General features: G+C 35.4%; 15 protein-coding genes and 1 other annotated feature. Of the genes, 11 read left to right on the top strand and 4 right to left on the bottom strand.

The window, feature by feature from the left end:
* Window positions 1–3: 3 nt before the first annotated feature.
* Window positions 4–570, bottom strand: coding sequence for a tRNA 5-(aminomethyl)-2-thiouridylate-methyltransferase MnmM (mnmM, locus tag BLT22_RS09300; protein ID WP_091762753.1), 567 nt, complete (start codon window positions 568–570; stop codon window positions 4–6).
* 281 nt (window positions 571–851) lie between these two features.
* Between mnmM and BLT22_RS09295 the strand changes: the two genes are divergently transcribed.
* The 5 genes from BLT22_RS09295 (at window position 852) to BLT22_RS09275 (ending at window position 12,081) form a co-directional block, all read left to right on the top strand.
* Window positions 852–4,370 (top strand): muramidase family protein, encoded by a 3,519-nt coding sequence (locus tag BLT22_RS09295; RefSeq protein WP_091762751.1) that lies wholly within the window; start codon window positions 852–854, stop codon window positions 4,368–4,370.
* 147 nt (window positions 4,371–4,517) lie between these two features.
* Window positions 4,518–4,744 (top strand) — a binding site (T-box leader).
* A gap of 229 nt (window positions 4,745–4,973) precedes the next feature.
* Window positions 4,974–7,394 carry a leucine--tRNA ligase gene (gene leuS / locus BLT22_RS09290; protein WP_091762749.1) on the top strand — a complete coding sequence of 807 codons (2,421 nt, stop codon included), beginning with the start codon at window positions 4,974–4,976 and terminating at the stop codon, window positions 7,392–7,394.
* Between the two features lie 240 nt (window positions 7,395–7,634).
* Window positions 7,635–9,407, top strand: a complete 1,773-nt coding sequence (locus BLT22_RS09285) for an ABC transporter ATP-binding protein (RefSeq protein ID WP_236048923.1) — start codon at window positions 7,635–7,637, stop codon at window positions 9,405–9,407.
* A gap of 236 nt (window positions 9,408–9,643) precedes the next feature.
* The gene (locus BLT22_RS09280) at window positions 9,644–11,317 is read left to right on the top strand and encodes a putative polysaccharide biosynthesis protein (protein WP_091762747.1); all 1,674 of its coding nucleotides are present in this window, start codon (window positions 9,644–9,646) and stop codon (window positions 11,315–11,317) included.
* A gap of 47 nt (window positions 11,318–11,364) precedes the next feature.
* Window positions 11,365–12,081, top strand: a complete 717-nt coding sequence (locus BLT22_RS09275) for a pseudouridine synthase (RefSeq protein ID WP_091762745.1) — start codon at window positions 11,365–11,367, stop codon at window positions 12,079–12,081.
* 384 nt (window positions 12,082–12,465) lie between these two features.
* On the opposite strand, the gene BLT22_RS09270 is transcribed toward BLT22_RS09275, so the two are convergent.
* Window positions 12,466–13,296 carry an NAD(P)H-hydrate dehydratase gene (locus tag BLT22_RS09270; protein ID WP_091762742.1) on the bottom strand — a complete coding sequence of 277 codons (831 nt, stop codon included), beginning with the start codon at window positions 13,294–13,296 and terminating at the stop codon, window positions 12,466–12,468.
* A 182-nt stretch (window positions 13,297–13,478) separates the two neighbouring features.
* Here BLT22_RS09270 and pepV point away from each other — a divergent pair, with 182 nt between their 5' ends.
* On the top strand, window positions 13,479–14,888 hold the full coding sequence (pepV, locus tag BLT22_RS09265; RefSeq protein WP_091762740.1) for a dipeptidase PepV: 1,410 nt from the start codon (window positions 13,479–13,481) through the stop codon (window positions 14,886–14,888).
* Window positions 14,889–15,000: 112 nt separating this feature from the next.
* A complete protein-coding gene (locus tag BLT22_RS09260) occupies window positions 15,001–15,201 on the top strand; it encodes a hypothetical protein (protein WP_087056987.1) in 201 nt (66 codons plus the stop codon).
* Between the two features lie 79 nt (window positions 15,202–15,280).
* Here BLT22_RS09260 and BLT22_RS09255 read toward each other — a convergent pair whose 3' ends face one another.
* The gene (locus tag BLT22_RS09255) at window positions 15,281–16,396 is read right to left on the bottom strand and encodes a GerMN domain-containing protein (RefSeq protein ID WP_091762738.1); all 1,116 of its coding nucleotides are present in this window, start codon (window positions 16,394–16,396) and stop codon (window positions 15,281–15,283) included.
* Between the two features lie 27 nt (window positions 16,397–16,423).
* Window positions 16,424–17,620: an iron-containing alcohol dehydrogenase gene (locus BLT22_RS09250; protein ID WP_087056989.1), complete on the bottom strand. Its 1,197-nt coding sequence runs from the start codon at window positions 17,618–17,620 to the stop codon at window positions 16,424–16,426.
* Between the two features lie 371 nt (window positions 17,621–17,991).
* Between BLT22_RS09250 and gcvT the strand changes: the two genes are divergently transcribed.
* From gcvT to gcvPB, 4 genes are all read left to right on the top strand, one after another.
* Window positions 17,992–19,131 (top strand): glycine cleavage system aminomethyltransferase GcvT, encoded by a 1,140-nt coding sequence (gene gcvT / locus BLT22_RS09245; protein WP_091762736.1) that lies wholly within the window; start codon window positions 17,992–17,994, stop codon window positions 19,129–19,131.
* Between the two features lies 1 nt (window position 19,132).
* Window positions 19,133–19,516 (top strand): glycine cleavage system protein GcvH, encoded by a 384-nt coding sequence (gcvH, locus tag BLT22_RS09240; RefSeq protein ID WP_087056991.1) that lies wholly within the window; start codon window positions 19,133–19,135, stop codon window positions 19,514–19,516.
* Window positions 19,517–19,631: 115 nt separating this feature from the next.
* Window positions 19,632–20,987, top strand: coding sequence for an aminomethyl-transferring glycine dehydrogenase subunit GcvPA (gcvPA, locus tag BLT22_RS09235; protein WP_091762734.1), 1,356 nt, complete (start codon window positions 19,632–19,634; stop codon window positions 20,985–20,987).
* Between the two features lies 1 nt (window position 20,988).
* The gene (gene gcvPB / locus BLT22_RS09230; RefSeq protein WP_091762732.1) at window positions 20,989–22,449 is read left to right on the top strand and encodes an aminomethyl-transferring glycine dehydrogenase subunit GcvPB; all 1,461 of its coding nucleotides are present in this window, start codon (window positions 20,989–20,991) and stop codon (window positions 22,447–22,449) included.
* Window positions 22,450–22,491 lie beyond the last annotated feature (42 nt).

Raw genomic sequence — 22,491 nt, 5'->3', positions numbered from 1 at the left:
TATCTATCTTCTTTTCTCAATAGCAATTAGAAAAGGAGGAGAATTCTTTTGATTAATAAATCCATATTGAAGTACAGAAAATTTTTCTTGAGATAAAGTCTCGAGATAAGCGAGTATAGCATTCTTTTCTTCAGTCCCTCCATCATGACCATAATAAACCATCATTAATATCTGTCCACCAACATTTAATAAATTCAGTCCTTGTTCTAAGGCAGATAGAGTTGTATCTGGTAAAGTGATAATTGATTTATCTCCTTTGGGTAAATAACCTAAATTAAAGACAATCGCTTGTATTTTTGTATTGTCTGTGATGTAATCATTCATTTTTTCATGACCATCATTGATTAGTTTTATTTGTTCAGTTAGACCAGTCAATTGAACCTTCTTTTTGGTTTCTTCTATTGCCGTTTCTTGGATATCAAAACCATAAACTTTTCCAGTTTTTCCGACTAATTGAGCTAATTTAATTGTGTCTTGTCCGTTTCCAACTGTGGCATCTATTACAGTATCACCAGATGAAACAAGTTGTGCTAACAAATGATGACAATACCTTAAAGGTGACATAAGCATAAAAAAATCCTTTCGTATGTTATTAAGTACTAAGGAGCGTTCCCCTATTTTAGAATATAGTTATAAAAATATTAGCCTATATCTAGTCAGTAACATAAAAAGATAACAACTATCCGACTAACGCAGTTACTTAGTTAGGTTTGTTCGCTTTTTCTACTGTTACAACTATGTAACATTTAACAAAAACGTTAGTAAAGGGTTCCTTTTGTAAGTTACTAATTGTATAATTAAATGACAAAGAAACTATTAAGGACTCGTTTTTTTGAGAGGGGTACAAATGTATGAAAAAACGCAAAGATAGGTTGGAATTGTACAAAAAAAATAATCGCAAACGTTCATTAAAAATTACTATGTCATCAAGTGTGCTTGCAGGTATGGTAGCTATTTCTGCTTTTACTGAGGCTGTTCAAGCAGAAGAAGTAGATTTGAACAAAGAAGAAATTCAAGACTTATATAATCAGTATAATGAATTACAGACAACTGTCAACGATGATGAAATATCAGAAAATAAATCTTTAGATGAGACCACTACTGTAGAAGATACAACGAATACAGAAAATGAAGAACTTGAGTTTATTAAAACACAATTAACTAGTATGATTCGACTAGCAGGTGGAGAAAGTCTGTTAGAGCAGCTAGATGTAGAAAATTTATCTTCTAATGATTTAAACACTGTTTTTGAAGCGTTACTTACTTACCAAATGGAACAAAAAGAAGATGCTGAAGCAATAGAATCAGAATCGTTACAAAATGAAACCGTAGATCAAACTCCAGATGAAGTATCTGTAAACATAGATGAAGAGAATGTCATCGAAAAACAAGAAGAAAATTTGAACCTTACACAAGATAATAATGATACAACCAATACAGACGAGATCACTGAAGCGACACAATTAGAGGGAAATGAAACTGCTGATACAAGTGAAGCTGCAAATCAGACTGAACTTGAAAGTGATCAAGATAAATTAGATGAGCAATCCAATCATGAGTTGGATTCAGATAAACCTTCTTTAGAAGAGGAACAAAAACTCCAAGCTGATCAGGCACCTGAAGTAGTAAATGAAAATACTGAAGGTACTGAGAGTGAAACCGAAGAAAAAGAAGCGGTTCCTGTTGAGAATACCGAAAGTGAAACAAAACCAGAAACAAAGCCAGAAACAAAGCCAGAGCCAAAACCAGAAACAAAGCCAGAGCCAAAACCAGAAACAAAGCCAGAGCCAAAACCAGAAACAAAACCAGAGCCAAAACCAGTTACTAAACCGAAAACAGAAACAAAAACACCTGCAAAAACAGAAACAAAAACAGAAACAAAGGCTGTTATTCATACCGTTAGATCTGGAGATACGTTAAACAAAATTGCCAAACAATATAATACTACTGTAGCTAATATTGTCTCTTTAAATAAATTATCAAATCCAAACTATATTAAAGTAGGTCAAAAGCTGGCAATTAATAAAGCAGCAGGATCTGCTGTGCCAGCAGTAGGAACAGGTAATTTAAATCAAACAAACACTACAAATGAATTTATTAACCAGATCTCTTCCTATGCTCAAAAAGTGGCAAAAGAAAACGGAATTTATGCTTCTATTATGATTGCACAAGCTAGTCTGGAATCTGGATATGGTAAAAGTAAGCTAGCTGCACCACCAAACCATAACCTGTTTGGAATTAAAGGCAGTTACAATGGGAACTCTGTTGGAATGAAAACAAAAGAATATTATAACACCACTGGCTGGATTACGATTACAGATTATTTCAAAAAGTACCCCAGCTATGCAGAATCTCTTCAAGACAATGCTCGTCTGATCCGAAGTGGAACGAGTTGGAATAATGGATATTATTCTGGTGCTTGGATTGAAAATGCAAATTCTTATAAAGATGCTTCGGCATGGTTGCAAGGCAGATATGCTACGGACCCAACTTATGCAAGTAAACTAAATAGAATAATTGAACAATATGGATTAACTCGCTTTGACAGTAACGGAAATGGTGGTTCTGGGGTTGGATCAACTGATCCAGCTACTCCAACAAAACCTGTTACTTCTCCTTCCACAGGAAACAATAATAATGGCAGCAATAGTGGAAATGTTTATGTAATTGTTCGAGGAGATACATTAACTTCGATTGCTAGAAGAAACGGAACAACTGTATCGGCTATCAAATCTGCCAACAACTTAAAAAGTGATTTGATTTTTGTAAATCAGAAATTAACCATTCCCGGAAAAAATTCTACTAGTCCTTCTAAAGAAGAGACGAATAAGAATCCGGAAAATAATCAGAATTCAAGTAATACTACCTATACTATAAAAAGTGGAGATACCTTAACATCAATAGCAAGACGCTTTAACACGACTGTATCAGCCATTAAAAAAGCGAATAATCTAAAAAGTGATTTAATTTTTGTTAATCAAAGATTATCAGTTAAGGGTCAATCAACTGGTGGTTCATCTAATTCGGGATCAGGGAATCAAACAGATGATAGTTCCCAAGGCTCTGTAACGAATTCAAGCTACTCAGTTGTTTCTGGAGATACATTAACTTCAATAGCTAGAAGGTTTAAAACTTCTATAACAGCAATCAAATCTGCTAATAATTTAAAAAGTGATTTAATTTTTGTAGGTCAAAAATTACTTGTTTCAGGCAAAACAAATGAACCTACAAACAGTAATAAAGATCAATCTCAAACGAGTTCAACCAGTTACACTGTAGCAAGTGGAGATACTTTATCTTCCATCGCTAGAAAATACAAGACATCCGTATCCGCTATTAAAGCTTCAAATAATTTGAAATCTGACTTAATATTAATCAACCAGAAATTGACCATAAATAGTAAAGTGTCCACAGGATCTAACTCAAATTCTGGAACAACTAACCAAAATCAGTCCACTACAACATCAGCTTATACTGTAGTAAGTGGAGATACTTTATCAAGGATTGCCAGAAGGTACAACACAACGGTTGCTAAAATAAAATCATCAAACAACTTAAAATCTGATTTAATTTTTGTTAACCAGAAGCTTGTTATTAATGGAAAAACTTCTACTAAATCAGAAACTGTCGAACAAAACAAGACGGATAGTAATGAAGCACCTGTCAGCTCCTATAAAGTAGTTGCAGGGGATACATTGAGTGCTCTAGCTCGCCGTTTTAATACTACGGTAGCTAAAATCACTCGAGATAATAAATTATCTTCAGCCATGATTTATGTAGGGCAAACATTATTGCTTGCTGGACAAAAAGAAACTAATAATACAAAAGAAGTTAATACAAAAGAAGAAACTAATTCAATTAATGTTGTCTCTGGAGATACTCTATCTGGTATTGCTAGAAAATACAATACCACAGTTGCTAAACTTAAGGCAGCCAATAATTTGAGTAGTGATCTGATTTATGTAGGGCAGAAATTATCTGTGACGTCTACCAGCTCTACCAAAACAACTACAACAGTAAAAGATCAGGCTAAACAATCTAAAAGCAACTTGGGATTAAGTAACTATGTTGTTTCATCAGGAGATTCACTTTATAAAATTGCTCTTGATAATAATACGACAGTTGCAAAATTAAAAGAATGGAATGAACTTTCAAACGATACAATCTATATTGGTCAGAAATTGGTAATCAAAGAAGGTTCGAATACAACAAGTTCTGATAAGCCAAGTTCATCAGGAACTTATCAAGTGAAAAATGGCGATACGCTTTCTGGAATTGCTCTTAAATTAAACACTACAGTTCAATCTTTAAAAGAAAAAAATAATTTATCTACTGATTTGATTTTTATTGAACAAACATTAACGGTTTAATCCGTTTAAGCTTTGACAGTCCCCGTGATTGTCAGAGCTTTTTGCTTGAGCATTTTTATAAAAACTATTGCTACTATCAAAGTGTTTTGGTAAGATGATGATTAATAATAGATTTACAAAATAAAAAATTCATTAATTACTTTTAAACAAAAGACTCTGAACAGGAATAATAGGTCTACTTTTTTTATAGAGAGCGTATGGTTGGTGGAAATACGTATAAAAGTAACTGAACTCGCCTGGAAGTCGTTTAAGTGAAACAATCAATTGATTCTATTAACTTAAGCCGTAAATCTGCGTTAAAGATTTGAGATTGTTTCTGTTTTTTATACAGAACAATAAAATTAGGTGGTACCGCGATCAATTACGCCCTATAAACTATACAATTGTATAGTTTATAGGGCTTTTGTTTTGCCTGTTTGAAGTGTATCGAGCTGATCATTTCGTTTGTGTAAATTGAATGATCATTCGTGAGTTGAGAATTCCTTATCCCTTTGAGTGAAACGGGACAGGATTACCGGATTCTTAGTTCTATATTAAGTTTCGAAGATGAATTGTGGGAAAGTTATTTTAAAATTAGATTTTATTTAAAGAGGAGAGAATAAGATGTCATTCAATCACAAATCAATTGAAAAAAAATGGCAAGCGTTTTGGATTAATAACCATACATTCAAAACAACAGAAGAGGATAATAAAGAGAACTTTTATGCATTAGACATGTTTCCCTATCCATCCGGACAAGGACTGCATGTTGGCCATCCAGAAGGGTACACTGCCACAGATATCATTTCACGTATGAAACGTGCTCAAGGCTATAATGTACTTCATCCGATGGGGTGGGATGCGTTTGGTTTACCAGCGGAACAATATGCATTAGATACAGGAAATGATCCAGCAGAATTTACAGAAAAAAATATCCAGACTTTTAAACGTCAGATCAATTCATTAGGATTTAGTTATGACTGGGAACGAGAAATCAATACGACAGATCCTGATTATTACAAATGGACTCAATGGATATTTATTAAATTATATGAAAAAGGATTAGCTTACGAGGCAGAAGTACCTGTTAACTGGTGTCCAGCGTTAGGAACAGTGCTGGCAAATGAAGAGGTAATCGATGGGAAATCTGAACGTGGAGGTCATCCTGTCTACCGTAAACCGATGAAGCAATGGATGCTTAAAATTACGGCTTATGCAGATCGTTTACTAGAAGATTTAGAAGAGGTTGACTGGCCCGAACATATAAAAGATATGCAGAGAAACTGGATTGGTAAATCTGAAGGTGCAAATGTATTATTTCAGATTAAAGATACAGAGTTAGAATTTACTGTATTTACAACTCGTCCTGATACTTTATTTGGTGCTACTTATGCAGTTTTAGCCCCAGAATCCGAATTGATTGAACAGATTACTTCAGAAGATCAAAAAGAAGCAGTGGAAACCTATATTAAAGAAGTAAGCGTCAAATCTGATTTAGAAAGAACGGATTTGAACAAAGATAAGACAGGGGTATTTACAGGTGCTTATGCAATTAATCCAGTAACCGGTAAAGAAATGCCCATTTGGATCGCAGATTATGTACTAGCCTCTTATGGAACTGGCTCGATCATGGCAGTTCCAGCACATGATGAGCGTGATTGGGAATTTGCTAAGAAATACAACTTAGAAATTATTCCCGTACTTGAAGGTGGAAATGTACAAGAAGCTGCTTTTACAGAAGATGGTCCACATATACATTCAGAATTCTTGGATGGGTTAAATAAAGAAGAAGCGATCAGCGAAATAATAGCTTATCTGGAAGAAAAGCAAGTTGGAGAAAGAAAAACAACCTATCGATTAAGAGACTGGTTATTTGCTCGTCAAAGATACTGGGGGGAACCAATTCCTGTAATTCATTGGGAAGATGGTACAACTACAACAGTTCCAGAATCAGAATTACCAATTGAATTGCCTAAGACAGATGAAATTAAGCCATCCGGAACAGGAGAATCACCATTAGCTGTTATAGAAGACTGGGTTAACGTAATCGATCCTGAAACCGGAAAAAAAGGTAAAAGAGATACGAATACAATGCCGCAGTGGGCAGGAAGCTCTTGGTATTTCTTGAGATTTATAGATCCTGAAAATTCTGAACAACTAGCCGATCCTGAAAAATTAAAAAAATGGCTTCCAGTAGATCTATATATTGGTGGAGCAGAACATGCTGTACTCCATCTATTATATGCTCGTTTCTGGCATAAATTTTTATATGATTTAGGTGTTGTACCGACTAAAGAACCATTCGAGCGCTTATATAATCAAGGGATGATTCTTGGAGAAAATAATGAAAAAATGTCTAAATCAAAAGGAAATGTCGTAAATCCTGACGATGTTGTGGAAGAATTTGGAGCAGATACATTAAGAGTATATGAGATGTTTATGGGACCGCTTGATGCAGCTATTGCTTGGAGTACAGATGGTCTTGAAGGCTCGCGTAAATTTCTAGATCGTGTCTGGAGATTACTGATTGATGAAGAAGATCGCTTGAGAGATCGTATCACAACTATAAATGATGGATCTTTAGATGTCGTATATCACCAGACGGTAAAAAAAGTGACTCAAGATTTTGAGAATTTACAGTTTAATACAGGTATTTCACAATTAATGGTATTTGTAAATGCAGCCTATAAAGCCGAAGGTCTACCAGTAGATTACATTAAAGGGTTCTTGAAAATGCTGGCACCAATTGCGCCTCATCTAGGAGAAGAATTATGGAGTCGTGTGAGCCAAACGGGACAGAGTATCACTTATGAAACATGGCCAACTTATGATGCAGCAAAACTAGTAACGGATGAAGTAGAAGTTGTCTTCCAGATCAACGGAAAAATTCGTGGCAAAGCGACCGCATCTAAAGACATATCTAAAGAAGAACTTGAAAAAATGGCGATGGAAAATGGAAATATTAAAGAACATTTAGAAGGTAAAACCGTTCGTAAAATAATAGTGGTACCAGGAAAACTAGTTAATATTGTTGCGCCTAATTAAATTAGCCAAAATATTAGAAGGCATAGAACCTAAGTTTTATGTCTTCTTTTTTATGAAATAGGATATTTCCAATAGATTCCTTCTGATTTTAGTGACCTTCTAAATGTAGCTCATCAGTCTAAAGTCTGATTATTTAAATAATCAGTGCAACCTTTGCGATTGTTTGATAGAATATTAATGCACTATGTTTATAGAATTGACGTTAGATTAGTCATTAATCTAAATAGAGGAGAAACTTACATGCAACACGATTTTATGCGTAACGAATTGATCGTACAAAAAAAATTAAATAAACATGATCTTAAAAAATTTATCAGACTGATTTGGTCAACTGATTTATCTAAATCATTACTATTTATTGGTTTAATAGGCAGTGTATTGACCACTGCCACTCAGTTAATGATCCCTTTGGTAACACAGCGATTTATAGATGGCGTAGAATTAGATTTCTTTACCCCTAAAATGATAGCTGGCATTATTGCAGTCTTTGTCATTCAAGTGTTATTAGATGCAATGTCCAATTTCATTTTACATAAAGTAGGACACCAGGTCATTGCAGGATTAAGAACATTTTTGTGGAAAAAGGTTACAAGACTTCCCGTCAAGTTTTTTGATCAATACGCTTCTGGAGAAGTCGTTAGTCGAATTACGAATGATACTATTATTGTACAGAATCTAATTACTTCATTCTTTCCGCAATTTGTTACAGGAATTATTACTGTCATTGGCGTATTCTTTATATTGGTTTTTATGGATTGGAAAATGACGTTAGTTATGTTGGTTGCAATCCCTTTAGTAACGATACTTGTTAAACCATTAGGGAATAAAATTGCCTTAATTTCAAAAGAAATGCAAGATGAAACTGCAGTATTTTCAGGGAAAATTCAACAGACAATCTCTGAAGCAAGACTTATGAAATCTTCAACAGCAGAGCCATATGAAAAAGAAAAAGGAAAAAGAGGGATTACTCGTTTATATAAAATTGGGTTAAAAGAAGCAAGATATATGTCTTTAATTGCCCCTTTAATGTACACGTTAATGATGGGAATTGTCGTGATGGTTATTGGATACGGCGGCTATCGAGTTGCTCAAGGAGTAATGACGACTGGTTCTCTAGTTGCCTTCTTACTTTACTTATTTCAAGTTATCTTTCCCGCAGTTACGTTCATGAACTTTTTCATGCAGATACAAAAAGCTGCAGGAGCAACAAACCGAATTATTGATATCTTGGATGAAGAGGAAGAACCAGCAGAAGTTGGGGAAGAAGTAGATATTACGAATTTGCCTCTGCATTTTGAGAATGTATCATTTGAGTATACAGAAGGTAATCCAATATTGAAAAAAATTCAGTTTACAACTAATCCAGGTGAGAAAATTGCTTTTGCCGGTCCTAGTGGGGGAGGTAAAACCACACTCTTTGCGCTGATTGAGAGATTTTATGAACCTAATTCTGGACAAATTATTGCTGGAGATATTCCTGTTCAAGATATTTCTATTGCTTCTTGGAGAAGCCAGATTGGCTATGTATCTCAGGAAAACGCAATGATGTCAGGGACAATAAGAGAAAATTTGTGCTACGGACTGCCGGAAAATGCTGAAATTTCTGATGAAGAATTATGGCGAGTTGCTGAAATGGCCTATGCCAGAGGGTTCATCGAGGCTTTTCCTGATGGGTTAGATGAAATGATCGGGGAACGAGGAATCAAACTATCTGGAGGACAAAGACAACGAATTAATATTGCTAGAGCATTTTTAAGAAATCCCAAAATTTTAATGATGGATGAAGCAACTGCCAGTCTTGATAGTCAATCAGAACGAATTGTATCACAGGCGTTGAATAAATTAATGGAAGGGCGCACAACTTTTGTGATTGCTCACCGTTTGAGTACAATTATTGATGCCAATAAAATCTTATTTATCGACAATGGTGAAATAACGGGAATGGGGACTCATGAGGAATTATTAAATACCCATCCTATGTATGGTTTATTTGCAAAACAACAACTGAATTAAATGAATTAAATGAATTAAATGAATTATTTTTATTAATTCACTACAATAATTAAATTTTTAATAAATTACTTTATTATTTGCAAACGAGATTGCAACGGATACATTAAAACAGTAAAATAGAATCTAATTGGTAAAGGAGCGCAGGTTGCTCCTTTTTCTATGTAAATGTAAAAAAATATACGGATTTTAAAAGAATTAAACTATTTCCCACTTATCGAAAGAAGGTTCAATCTATAATGGATAATCAATCCACTCCGACTACAGTAAAAAAAGAATTGACGCATGATCAGCAATTGATTAGTGGATCAGCCTGGATGACAGCAGGAAGTATGGTTTCAAGAGTTCTCGGAATTATTTATATTATCCCTTGGATGGCTTGGATGGGGAGTGAAGCTAATGCAGCTAATGCTCTGTTTCAAATAGGGTATACACCTTATGCTTTTTTCCTGGCGTTGGCTACAGCAGGTGTTCCTTCAGCAATATCAAAACAAATTAGTCATTATAATGCGATTGGAGAATATGAAGTCTCTAAATCTATTTATAAGCAAGGGTTAAAATTAATGGTTTTTACTGGGATTATTTCAGCAGCTGCTTTGTATTTGTTGGCGCCCTTATTAGCGAAAACCAGTCCATCTGCTAGTACTGATGATGCAGTAATTGTTATGAGAGCATTAGTACCTGCTTTATTGATCATTCCTTCGCAGAGTGTCACTCGAGGGTTTATTCAAGGACATAATACTATGGCTGCACCAGCAATTTCTCAAATGATTGAACAGTTTGCACGAATAATATTCATGTTAGTTTCAGCCTACATAATTACGCAAGTTTTGTTAGGTGAAGGTGAGGGAATGGTAACGGCGGTGTCTTATTCTACTTTTGCAGCTTTTGTTGGTGCAATTTTTTCTCTTGCTTATTTAGCTTGGAAAATCAAGAGATTAGATACTGCATTTGACTATGGTGAAGAAGAAAGCACTGGAGAAGTAAAGGTCTCTTCAAATGCATTATTAAAAGGAATTATTAAAACATCCATACCGTTTATCGTGATTGCCACTGGTATTACAATTTTTCAAATGATTGATCAAATTACTTATGCACCGATTATGGAATGGTTATCCAGTATGAGTAAAGATGCAATTGAAGAAACATACGGAATTACTCAAGCAAATGCGCACAAACTAATTATGATATTAACTTCATTTGGTACAGCTTTATCGATTACGACAGTTCCGCTCATTAGTACATTGATGGCTAAAAGAAATATTAAAGAAGTGAGTAGACAATTTTCAAAAGGTGTACAGCTTTTGTTTTTTGTCATGTTTCCTGCAGCAGTAGGAATGGCGGCAGTAGCTGAACCTTTATATAATGTTTTCTTTCAACCTAATGAGTTAGGAACTGCGGTCACGCAAGTTTCCGCTTATATGAGTATTTTTATTGCTTTGTATGCAGTCTTAGGAAACATGTTGCAAGCTGCAGGACAAACAAGACCAGCTATTCGAGCATTAATCATTGGATTTATAGCTAAATTAATTACACAACCTTTATTCGTTGGAATCTTAGGATTTGGGGCATACGGCATGCTTTACTCTACTATCGCTGGTTTTGGGATAACGTGCTGGTTAATGATGAAAATCATGCATAAAGCCACTAATTATTCCGCTAGTTTACTGTTTCGTCGTTCTATGCTGATTCTGATTATTTCTTTGATTATGGGAATCGTAACAGTTATTGCTAGAGAAGGAACAGGAATGATTTTAAATTATGATAGTAAGTTACAAGCAGGATTATCCTTGCCGATCTTAGCTATTGTAGGGATGACAGTTTATGGTTATCTTGTCTTGAAAATACGGCTGGCTGATCGTTTACTAGGAGAACAAGCAGTTAGAGTAAGAAATAAATTAAAAATAAAATAAGTTTTGAGTTAATTGACTAAATAGATACACTAGAGTTGAGGTGAATTATGAGAATCGATAAATTATTAGCCCATAGTGGGCTAGGAACCAGAAAAGAAGTTAAAAAGTTACTGAAAACATCCATTGTTGAGATTAACGGTGAAACGGTGAAAGATCCTAAAACACAAGTTAATCCAGATGTGGATGAAGTCCTGATTGCCGGGGAATCTTTAGATTATCAAGAATACGTTTATTTTATACTAAACAAACCGGCGGGGGTTATTAGTGCGACTGAAGATGATATGCACGAAACGGTACTTGATTTACTTCAACCGAGTGATATTGTTCAGGAGCCGCATCCTGTAGGTAGGCTAGATATTGATACTGAAGGTTTATTGCTATTAACAAACGATGGTGCATTGACACATAGATTGCTTTCACCTAAGCACCATGTAGATAAAAAATATTTTGCTGAAATAAAAGGAATTGTTACAGAAAAAGATATAACTAAATTCAAAGAAGGTGTTGAATTAGATGATGAATATCTGACAATGCCTGCTGAGTTGACAATAATAGACATCGACACAGAAGAGGAAATCTCTAAAATTGAAATCGTTATTCAAGAAGGGAAATTCCATCAAGTAAAAAGAATGTTTCATGCAGTGGATAAAGAGGTGCTTTATTTAAAACGACTTTCAATGGGAAGCTTGTCATTAGACCCTCTCTTAGAGTTAGGCGCATATAGAGAATGTACCAAAGAAGAAGTTCAACGATTAAAAGCATAACAACGAAACTTGTAAATTGATCAGTTATTTAATAATTCGGTCCCTAAAAGTTAGACGATTCTCTCTATCTTTTAGGGATTTTCGTATGTAGAAAAACACAATTGTTAAACTATATGAAAAGATGTAAAGAGAGCAGTGAAATAGACATCTATCTAACAAAAAGTAATATTTTTCATTAGTTGAATTAAGAGGATTTAGTCATACTTTTCGTTGATGAAAATAAATGGGCAAGCAAAGTTAAAGAGAAATAGCTGGTTTAAATCCAGTAAAAACTGAAGATAAACCAGTAGATCAAATGTATAATCCGAAACGCTAACTTTAGGGAAGATAGTTAAACGGAATTTATCATTTCACTAATTCAAAACAATAAAGGTTTTTAAAAGGTTAATTTGAATTTGTATAACCCTTCATTGTTTTAGGAATGTGATCAATTATGGCTGTTGGGAGAGTTACATAATAAGTTTCGGCTAATGTATTAGCAATTTTACTATGCAAGAAGACAGCTGAAAGGATTCCTTTTTTATAAGTTTCAAATTGTCCAATAAAACCTGCAATCATTCCTGCGAGTGTATCTCCCATGCCACCTGTTGCCATTGAAGGATTTCCAGGTATATTCTGCCAGACCTCATCTTCAAAATATATTTCCGACTGTCCTTTTTTCAAAATGACTATAGCATTTAATTCTTTTTGTTTTTGAATATTATCTTGGAGATTTTCCTTATCTGGTCCCATGTTGGATAAAGTCTTCCATTCTCCTAAATGGGGCGTAAATATAAGCTGAGCATCCGGATGATCTAGTAATTCATTTACGTAAATAGAAATAGCATCTCCATCTATTATAATAAACTGATCTTCTGTTAATGTTTTTAAAACAGTATTCATAACATCTATCGCACGATCATCTCGTCCTAGACCAGGACCTATAACCACACCATCCATTTTCTTAATCATGCTAGCAAGAGTGTCTAAATCATACATATCTATAAACATAGCTTCTGGAATTCTTGTATGAAGGGCGTGAACATTTACCGGAGCGCTAGCAACGGTTACTAATCCTGCACCCGAGTATACTGCTGCTGAGGCAGACATGATAATGGCTCCACCCATTTGTTCATTCCCTCCAACAAATAATAATTTTCCGAAGTTACCTTTATAACTGTTCTTTTCTCTTACAGGAATAGCCTGTTTTATATATTCTTCATTTAATAATTTCAAAATAAACCCTCCTTTGACCATAATTTTACGCTTAGTTTACTGATTATGCACATATTTTACTTGTGCATGAATTGGTGTTTATTCTAAAAAATGCTAAAATAGACTGTAGAAGTGAAAAGGTTGGAATTCTTAAAGGATTCACTTTTTACGAAACAGGATAGATTTACTAGGAGGAAAAATATATGACAACTCAGTCAATTGATTGGAAAGCAGAAGCAGCAAAAAGGAAAGATGATTTTTTAGAAGATTTATTTACGATCTTGAAAATCGATAGCGTAAGAGATGACTCAAAAGCGACTAAGGATGCACCAGTAGGACCAGGACCTAAAAAAGCTTTAGAAGAATTTTTAGCAATCGGTAAAAGAGATGGATTCAAAGCAGAAAACTTTGATAACTGGGCAGGACATATTGAATATGGTGATGGTGACGAGATCATGGGCGTTCTTGCTCATGTAGATGTTGTGCCAACTGGAACTGGATGGGAAACCGATCCGTTTGAACCTGTAATCAAAGAGGGTAGATTATATGCACGTGGATCAAGTGATGATAAAGGCCCGGGTATGGCTGCATACTATGCCATTAAAATAATTAAAGAATTAGATTTGCCTGTTTCTAAAAAAATTCGCTTTATCTTAGGAACCGACGAAGAGAGTGAATGGAAAGGAATCAAACACTATTTAGAAACTCAACAAGAACCAGACTTCGGATTCTCACCAGATGCAGCTTTTCCTATCATCAACGGTGAAAAAGGAAATGTATCTGCTGTCTTAAAATTCGGTGGAAATGCAGCAGGTGGAACACATAAACTAGTTGAATTTGAATCTGGTTTGCGTCCAAACATGGTTCCTCAAGATGCTGTAGCAGTTATCGACTCAAAACAACCAGAAGAATTAGAAAATGCCTTCCAAGATTTTCTTTCTGGACAGCCAGTTAGCGGTGATTTTGCAGTAGATGGCCATCGTGTAACCATCCAAATTGTTGGGAAAGCAGCACATGGTAGTACACCAGCAAAAGGAGTAAATGCCGGAACTTATTTAGCTCGATTCTTGTCAGAGTTCAATTTCGGAGGAGATGCACAAGACTTTATACAAGTCGCTGCACTTTACTTGCACGAAGATCCAGCTGGAGAAAAATTAGGCGTCGCACACACTGATGAAGTGATGGGGGCTTTAACTTCAAATACTGGAATATTTAAATTTAAAGCAGATGAAGAAGGCCAACTAACAATTAACATGCGTTATCCTCAAGGTACTTCAGAAGAAATAATTGGTAAAAGCATAAACGAGAAAATGTCTCAATATTCTGTAGAAGTGACCCTTCCAGAAGGCAAAGTTCCACATTATGTGCCAGGAAACGACCCATTAGTCCGTACTTTGTTAGATGTATATCATCGTCAGACAGGATTAGAAGCAAGTGAACAAGTTATCGGTGGTGGAACTTATGGACGTTTGATGACACGTGGGGTTGCTTATGGCGCAATGTTCCCAGATAGTGTAGATACAATGCACCAGGCAAATGAATTTATGGCAGTAGATGATTTGATGAATGCAATGGCTATTTATGCCGAAGCTATTTATGAATTAGTAAAATAAATTTTACCAAGAAATAAGACCACTAGATGTATGAGCATCCTATTATCATAAGAATGCTAAAAACAAAATTAAATGAATTCTAAGTTTATGAAATATTAGGAGTGATTGAACGATGATGCCTTCAAAAGATAACGGGTTTGTCAACTTTCTAATGCCATTTGGAATGATCTTCGGGTCTGTTATTGGAATCATAATCGGCATATTTATGAATCAGCTTTTATATGGGGTAATCATAGGCGGAGGAATTGGATATGTATGTGGTACATTGACTTATTTCTTAAAAGTGAAAAAAGAAATGAATAAGAAAAATTAATTATAAATAACAAAATCCCTTTCGCTTTTAGTAGGCGAAAGGGATTTTTGTATAAGGAAAAATTAAAAGAAAAAACAGTTTATTCAACAACGGATTGATCGACTTTCATAGTTTGTCCTTCTTCTAGTAAAATATGTCCTGATGAATAGGGTTCGGTTTCAACAGTTAAAAGAACTTCATCAGCCTGATATAATCCGCCGATCGTATTGACGATGCTTTGAAGCAGTAACGATTCGATACCAGAACCGGCTTGCATTTCAGTAATTTCTTCTGAAAAGTCTACATGAACTATGCCGTCATTGCCCAAGTACATATAATTGATTTCAACATTCTCAGTTAGTGAAGGGATAGTCATGTCACCTGTGCTACCATTTAATATTTCAGTTAATTGGATACGAGCAGGATCATTTGTATTCAACTTCATCGTGGCATCTGCTTTAATCAATGCTGTAGCCATTTCATTTAATTCATAAACAGTTAAAGGAATTTCTTCGGCAGTATCTTCTTGTATTTTGCTTAAAGTAGAGGTGACAGTCATATCACTATCTGGATCGGATATTGTCTGCACCAAACCAACTTCTGGAGCGTAATATAATACGGTAGTGCTGTCATTCAGCTTACGAGTTACCTCGATCGCTTCATAATTTCCGGTTGGTGTTTCAACGGCTACGTTAGTACCAGTGATCTCCGAAACTGAGCCGGATGGACTTTCCCAACTATGACCCTTTTCTATAGGAGACTGCAATAAAATATCAAAGGTGTCTTGACCAGTAGTAAGTCCGGTATCAACAATATCATCCCTAAAATAAGTTTCTCCTCTTAAGAATACTTCCCGAACTTCGTTTTCAGTGTATTCATAAACCTTAACCATATCAGTACCTGAAGTAGACTGAACTAATTGCATAGTATCACTGTGTGTGAACTGAGGGTAAACAGTATAACTAGCACCTTCAGCACCTTCACCTTCATAGACATATTCAGTGTCTTCAATCATTGGCACCCAATCCAGCATATTCTGAGAAAGCGTTGTGCTTGGCTCTTCGCTAGACGAATCTGTATTTGACTCATCGTTAACATCTGTCTGTTCTGTGTTCTCATCTGTAAGTTCAGGTGCTTCAGTATCTGAGCAAGCTGCTAAAAGCAAACCAGATAACGAAAGTACAGCAAGACTTTTTACAAGCGACTGGTGGCTCATCGATATTCCTCCTTTTATTATGGGCACTTAAAATTCTAATTCTAAAGCTTTCTCATAGATAGCTCTAGAAACTGCTAATGTCTGATCACCACGTTCGGAAATTTGTGTGTTGCCATGAATGTCTAATTGCTCAATAAGGTAGTCAATATCATCAGATTTAACATCAATTTCTTTAAGAGTTACTGGCATGTCGAGTGATTTAAGAAAAGCGGCAGTCTTTAATATGGCTGTATCAACTTTTACTTCTGTGGAACCGTCTGTAATTCCCCAGACATTTTCAGCATATTGAACGAGTTTATCAAATTTCTGTTCTCTTCGAACCATCATAACAGCAGGTAAGATGGCAGAAAGCGTACGGGCATGATCAGTGTGATTCAAGGCAGTAATTTCATGACCTAAGGCATGGGTGGACCAGTCACCTGGAACGCCTGTAGAGAGAAGCCGATTTAAAGCAAGTGTAGCTGTCCACATAAAGTCAGCACGGATAGAATAGTCATGGTTATCTTCTTTAACAACTTCAGGACCGATGTCAATTAATGTCCGCAATAAACTCTCAGCAAAACCATCTTGAACTCTGGCTCCCCCCACTGGATAAGTTAGATATTGTTCGATTATATGAACAAAGGAATCGGTAATCCCGTTTGCTAATTGTCTTTTTGGTAACGTATAAGTTAACTCAGGTTCTAGTATAGAAAATAGGGGATAAACAAATGGACTTCCAAATCCTACTTTTGCTTTTTTCTCTTTAAAGGTAATAACAGCTCCGCTATTCATCTCTGAGCCAGTTGCCGGAAGGGTTAAAATGGTTCCTAGCGGAAGAGCAGACTTAATTGCTTCACCTGAACCAATTCCTTTTGCAAAAATATTAATCGGGTCTCCCGTAAATTCTGCTGCGGCAGCAATAAATTTTGAACCATCAATTACTGATCCACCACCAACAGCCAGTATAAAATCAAACTGTTCATTTTTAATTAATTCAACAGCACGCATACAAGTTTCAAATGTAGGATTTGCTTCGATACCACCGAATTCACCAAATGTATGATCAGCTAAAGCTTTTCGAACACGGTCTAATGTTCCAAATCTTTGAACACTCCCACCACCGTAAGTTATAAGGATTTTTTTATCTTTCGAAATAAGATTGGAAATAGATTGAATTTGATCCTTTCCAAAAACAATTTTAGTTGGATTATGAAATTCGAAATTTTTTACTTCTTTTTGCATACGAGTAAACCCCTTTTTAATATGTTATCTATATTGTATCATATAAAGAAGAAAATGAAGATTATAAACCAATTCAAGAAGATACCATAGTATTTTAACTAAAAAGAAAATGAAACCGATATATTATCGTTTTTGACGAACTATTTTTAACTTAAACAATAAAATAATTCGATTATTAGAACATGTAACCGTGTTAATTTTTAAAAATAGGGAAACTATCTGTTTCAGAACGAATGAAAACATGATAAAATGTATGAAATGAAAAGTTTGAATTAGTTGAAATATTGAATTAAAATACGACTTTTTTCAATTGCATTTAAAAAGTTTGTTAGATGCTGTGATACATATTTTATAGATAGTGGAGGGACCAGATGTCAGAAGAAACTGAAAAATTACTATCAAAAACGCCTTTGTATGATTATTATAAAAGGAAAGCTGTAAAATTAATTGATTTTGGTGGCTGGGCATTACCTATTCAATTTACTAAGCTTGCTGAAGAACATCAAGCCGTTAGAGAACATGCAGGAATGTTTGATGTATCCCATATGGGGGAAATTATGGTTCAAGGTGAACAGGTTGCTGATTGGTTGAATAAATTAGTTACGAATGACGTTCAAGCTATGAAAGTAAACCAAGCTCAATATAATACCATGACAAATGAAGCAGGTGGTACATTAGATGATTTACTTTTATTTAAATTTTCGGATACTCGTTTTTTAGTCACGCCAAATGCAGCAAATACTGAGAAGATTTATAAATGGATGGAAAGTCACAAAGAAAAGTTTATTACTATTGAGAATGTTTCCAATAGTTATGGATTAATCGCTCTTCAAGGACCAAAAGCAGAAAGAATACTTACTACAATGACAAAAACCGATTTATCAATTTTAAAGTCCTATTCCTTCTTTCCATCAGAAAAATTTGGAGATATAGAAGATGTGATTGTTGCTCGAACAGGTTACACTGGGGAAGATGGATTTGAGCTATACGTAAATTGGCATCAAACTCAGCAGCTTTGGGACAAATTATTAAAAGCTGGGGCCTATCATGGATTGAAAGAATGTGGATTAGGAGCACGAGATACATTAAGACTTGAAGCAGGAATGTCTCTATATGGACATGAGCTAACAGAAGAGATCTCTCCTTTAGAAGGTGGAGTAGGATTTGCTGTAAAAGTAGATAAGAAAGATTCTTTTATTGGTCAGGAAGCTTTGAGAAACCAAAAAAAGATAGGATTAAAAAGAGTTTCTCGTGGATTTGAACTAATTGAAAAAGGAATTGCAAGAAATAATTACCCCGTTTTAAATAGCGAAGGAGAAATTATCGGTACAGTAACTTCTGGAACCCAATCACCAACGCTAGTCAAAAGTATTGGTATGATGCTAATTGATAAAGAACATGCTGCTTTTGATCATAAGATTTGGATCCAAGTAAGAAAAAAACAGCTTGAAGCTAGAATTACAAAAAAAGATTGGCTTAAAAATAGAGAAAAGAAGAAAGAAGGAATGTAACATGGCTGAAAAAGAGAAATTATATTTTACTAATGAACACGAATGGATAGAAGTAATAAGTGAGGATTATGTAAGAATCGGCATTTCTGACTATGCAGTCGAACAATTAGGAGATGTGGTATTCGTAGAACTTCCAGCCGTAAACGATACAATGAAAAAAGAAGAAGGATTTGCCACTGTTGAATCCGTTAAATCTTCTTCAGACATTTATGGTCCTGTTGAAGGAACGATTGTAAAAGTTAACGATTCTTTGGAAGACGAACCAGAAAAGCTAAATGATGCTCCTTTTAGTGCAGGGTGGATTGTGGAAGTTCAAGTTTCTGGTCAATTAAATACCGAAGAATGGATGGATGCAAAAACGTATGACGAATTTGTAAGTGAATAAGCTGAAATTTTTATGATTTCATAAATAAAAGCAAATCAAGGAGAATCAATTAAAGAGAGTTCACCTATTTCGGGGAGTCTCTTTTATTTTATTCTTAAATTAAGGGGTGGCCATAATGAAAGAACAACATAGATACTTACCAGCGACTGAAGCAGATAGAGCAGAAATGTTAAAAACAATCGGTGTAGAATCGATTGAGGAACTATTCTCGGATATTCCTGTTACAACCAGAGCAACAAACGATAAAAGAATAGATTTGGATAAACCATTAAGTGAATTTGAATTAATTAAACACATGCATTCCTTATCCGATTTGAATCACACAACTTCCAATACCCCTTATTTCATAGGTGCCGGTACGTATGATCATTTTATACCTAGTGTCGTTAATCATGTCACACTTAAATCAGAGTTTATGACAGCTTACACACCTTATCAACCAGAAGCCAGTCAAGGTGAGCTGCAGGCATTATTTGAATTTCAGACAATGATTTGTGAATTAACTGGAATGGATGTCTCCAATTCAAGTTTATATGATGGGTTTACTTCTTTAGGAGAAGCCTGCAATCTGGCAACGGCCGTTACAAAAAAACAAACAATCTTATTATCTGAGGCTCTTCACCCTCAAGCAAAAGAAGTTGTCGATACGTATGCATTTGGAATGGAATATAAGGTTGAAACGATTGGACTAAAACATGAAATTACAGATCTGGATCAGTTAAAAAGTGCACTGAATGAACAAACAGCTGCAGTGGTGGTACAATATCCTAATTTCTTTGGATCAATTGAAGACTTAAAAGAAATTAAAGACATTCTTATTTCAAGTAATGCTTTACTCATTGTGGTAGCTAATCCATTAGCTCTAGCAAAATTGGAGGCTCCAGGAAATCTTGGAGCGGATATTGTTGTCGGAGATATGCAACCCCTTGGGCTACCTATGTCATACGGGGGACCGCATTGTGGATACTTTACAGTAAAAAGTAAATATATGCGTAAAGTCCCCAGTCGAATTGTCGGAGAGACAGTGGATATCGAAGGGAAACGAGGGTTTGTCATGACTCTCCAAACCAGAGAACAACATATCCGTCGGGAAAAAGCTACTTCTAATATGAGCTCTAACCAAGCTTTAAACGCTTTAGCTAGTTCAGTCTTCATGTCTGCACTAGGTAAAGTTGGCGTTCAGGAAATGGCACAGCAAAATATAGATAAGACACATTACTTGGCTAAGCAATTAAAAGAAGCTGGGTTTGAACTATTTAATCAGTCCGTTTACTTTAATGAATTTGTAGTAAAATTAAGTCAACCAGTCTCTATAATCAATCAATATCTGCTTGAAAAAGGATTTGTAGGCGGATATGATGTCTCGCCTTTAATAGAAGTTGAACATGGCATGTTACTATGTGCGACAGAAAAAAGAACGAAGGATGAAATAGATCAATTCGTAAAAGCTTTAGTAGAGGTGGTAAAATAAAATGACAACTTCCAATACAAAATTGATTTTTGAACAATCAAGATCTGGGCGTCGAGCTTTCAGCTTACTGGAAAGTGATGTCGAAGTCTTTGATCTTACTGAAGAACTACCTGAACATTTATTTCGAAAAAAAGCAGCTGAATTGCCAGAAGTTTCTGAGCTGCAGCTGATGAGACACTATACTGCATTAGCTAATAAAAACTTTGGAATTGAAACAGGATTTTATCCTTTGGGTTCATGTACAATGAAATATAATCCTAAGGTCAATGAGGATATAGCGCGCATGGATGGATTTATGCATATTCATCCTTTACAAGATCCTGCAACTGTACAAGGTGCATTGAAAGTGATGTACGATTTACAGGAAGACTTGAAACAAGTGACGGGGATGGATGATATTTCTTTACAACCAGCTGCTGGAGCACAAGGTGAATGGGCAGGGTTATTAATTTTCAAAGCTTATCATGAAAAGAATGGAGAAGGAAATCAGCGGAAAACGATTCTGGTTCCTGATTCCGCTCATGGTACCAATCCTGCTAGCGCAGCGGTAGCTGGATATAATGTGGTACAAATAAAATCTAACGAGAAGGGAACTGTAGGGGTTGAGGCCCTTAAAGCAGCATTAGGACCAGACACTGCTGGATTGATGCTTACCAACCCAAATACATTAGGGTTATTCGAAATAGATATTGTAGAAATTGCTGAGCTTGTCCATGAAGCCGGCGGTCTACTCTATTACGATGGAGCAAATGCGAATGCTATTTTAGGAAAATCTACTCCTGGAGAGATGGGATTTGATGTTGTTCATCTAAACTTACACAAATCATTTAGTACACCTCATGGTGGAGGAGGTCCCGGATCCGGTCCAATAGGAGTCAAAAAATATTTATCTCCTTTTCTGCCTGTTCCAAGAATAGAGAAACAAAAGAATCTGTATGTTTTAAATTCAGATTATGAAGATACAATTGGAAGAGTGAAAGGATACTTTGGAAATTTCGGGGTTAATGTAAGAGCCTATGCGTACATCAAGTCTATGGGTGCTGAGGGATTACAGCAAGTTTCCGAAGATGCAGTACTGAATGCAAACTATTTAAAGGCTAGATTATCAGAATATTATGACACACCATACAAACAACATTGCAAGCATGAATTTGTATTGAGTGGCTTACGTCAGAAACGTAAAGGCGTTAGAACGTTAGATATTGCTAAGCGCTTATTAGATTATGGATTCTACGCACCGACTGTTTATTTTCCATTGATTGTAGAAGAATCTATTATGATTGAACCAACTGAAACAGAAGCAAAAGAGACCTTGGATGAATTCGTAGAAGCGATGATTGAAATTGCAAAAGAAGTAGAAGAAGACCCAGACTTACTGCATGATGCACCGTTGACTAAATCGGTTAGAAGATTAGATGAAGTAATGGCTGCACGAAAACCTAAAGTCATTTACCAGGATTAGATATTCCTTTATAATTACCTTAAGATGAACTTAAAAGGAGAT

Source organism: Marinilactibacillus psychrotolerans (genome assembly GCF_900101525.1).
GTDB lineage: Bacteria > Bacillota > Bacilli > Lactobacillales > Carnobacteriaceae_A > Marinilactibacillus > Marinilactibacillus psychrotolerans.
Note: the sequence above shows the minus strand (reverse complement) of the source record. Positions and strands in the feature narration are given on the sequence as shown.

What these genes read in the sequence shown, in the direction of transcription:
- pepV (WP_091762740.1), top strand. Translation starts at nt 13,479, where the DNA reads ATGACAACTCAGTCAATTGATTGGAAAGCAGAAGCAGCAAAAAGGAAA.
- leuS (WP_091762749.1), top strand. Translation starts at nt 4,974, where the DNA reads ATGTCATTCAATCACAAATCAATTGAAAAAAAATGGCAAGCGTTTTGG.
- BLT22_RS09250 (WP_087056989.1), bottom strand. Translation starts at nt 17,620, where the DNA reads ATGCAAAAAGAAGTAAAAAATTTCGAATTTCATAATCCAACTAAAATT.
- gcvT (WP_091762736.1), top strand. Translation starts at nt 17,992, where the DNA reads ATGTCAGAAGAAACTGAAAAATTACTATCAAAAACGCCTTTGTATGAT.
- BLT22_RS09280 (WP_091762747.1), top strand. Translation starts at nt 9,644, where the DNA reads ATGGATAATCAATCCACTCCGACTACAGTAAAAAAAGAATTGACGCAT.
- BLT22_RS09255 (WP_091762738.1), bottom strand. Translation starts at nt 16,396, where the DNA reads ATGAGCCACCAGTCGCTTGTAAAAAGTCTTGCTGTACTTTCGTTATCT.
- BLT22_RS09295 (WP_091762751.1), top strand. Translation starts at nt 852, where the DNA reads ATGAAAAAACGCAAAGATAGGTTGGAATTGTACAAAAAAAATAATCGC.
- gcvPA (WP_091762734.1), top strand. Translation starts at nt 19,632, where the DNA reads ATGAAAGAACAACATAGATACTTACCAGCGACTGAAGCAGATAGAGCA.
- mnmM (WP_091762753.1), bottom strand. Translation starts at nt 570, where the DNA reads ATGCTTATGTCACCTTTAAGGTATTGTCATCATTTGTTAGCACAACTT.
- BLT22_RS09275 (WP_091762745.1), top strand. Translation starts at nt 11,365, where the DNA reads ATGAGAATCGATAAATTATTAGCCCATAGTGGGCTAGGAACCAGAAAA.
- gcvPB (WP_091762732.1), top strand. Translation starts at nt 20,989, where the DNA reads ATGACAACTTCCAATACAAAATTGATTTTTGAACAATCAAGATCTGGG.
- BLT22_RS09285 (WP_236048923.1), top strand. Translation starts at nt 7,635, where the DNA reads ATGCAACACGATTTTATGCGTAACGAATTGATCGTACAAAAAAAATTA.
- BLT22_RS09260 (WP_087056987.1), top strand. Translation starts at nt 15,001, where the DNA reads ATGATGCCTTCAAAAGATAACGGGTTTGTCAACTTTCTAATGCCATTT.
- gcvH (WP_087056991.1), top strand. Translation starts at nt 19,133, where the DNA reads ATGGCTGAAAAAGAGAAATTATATTTTACTAATGAACACGAATGGATA.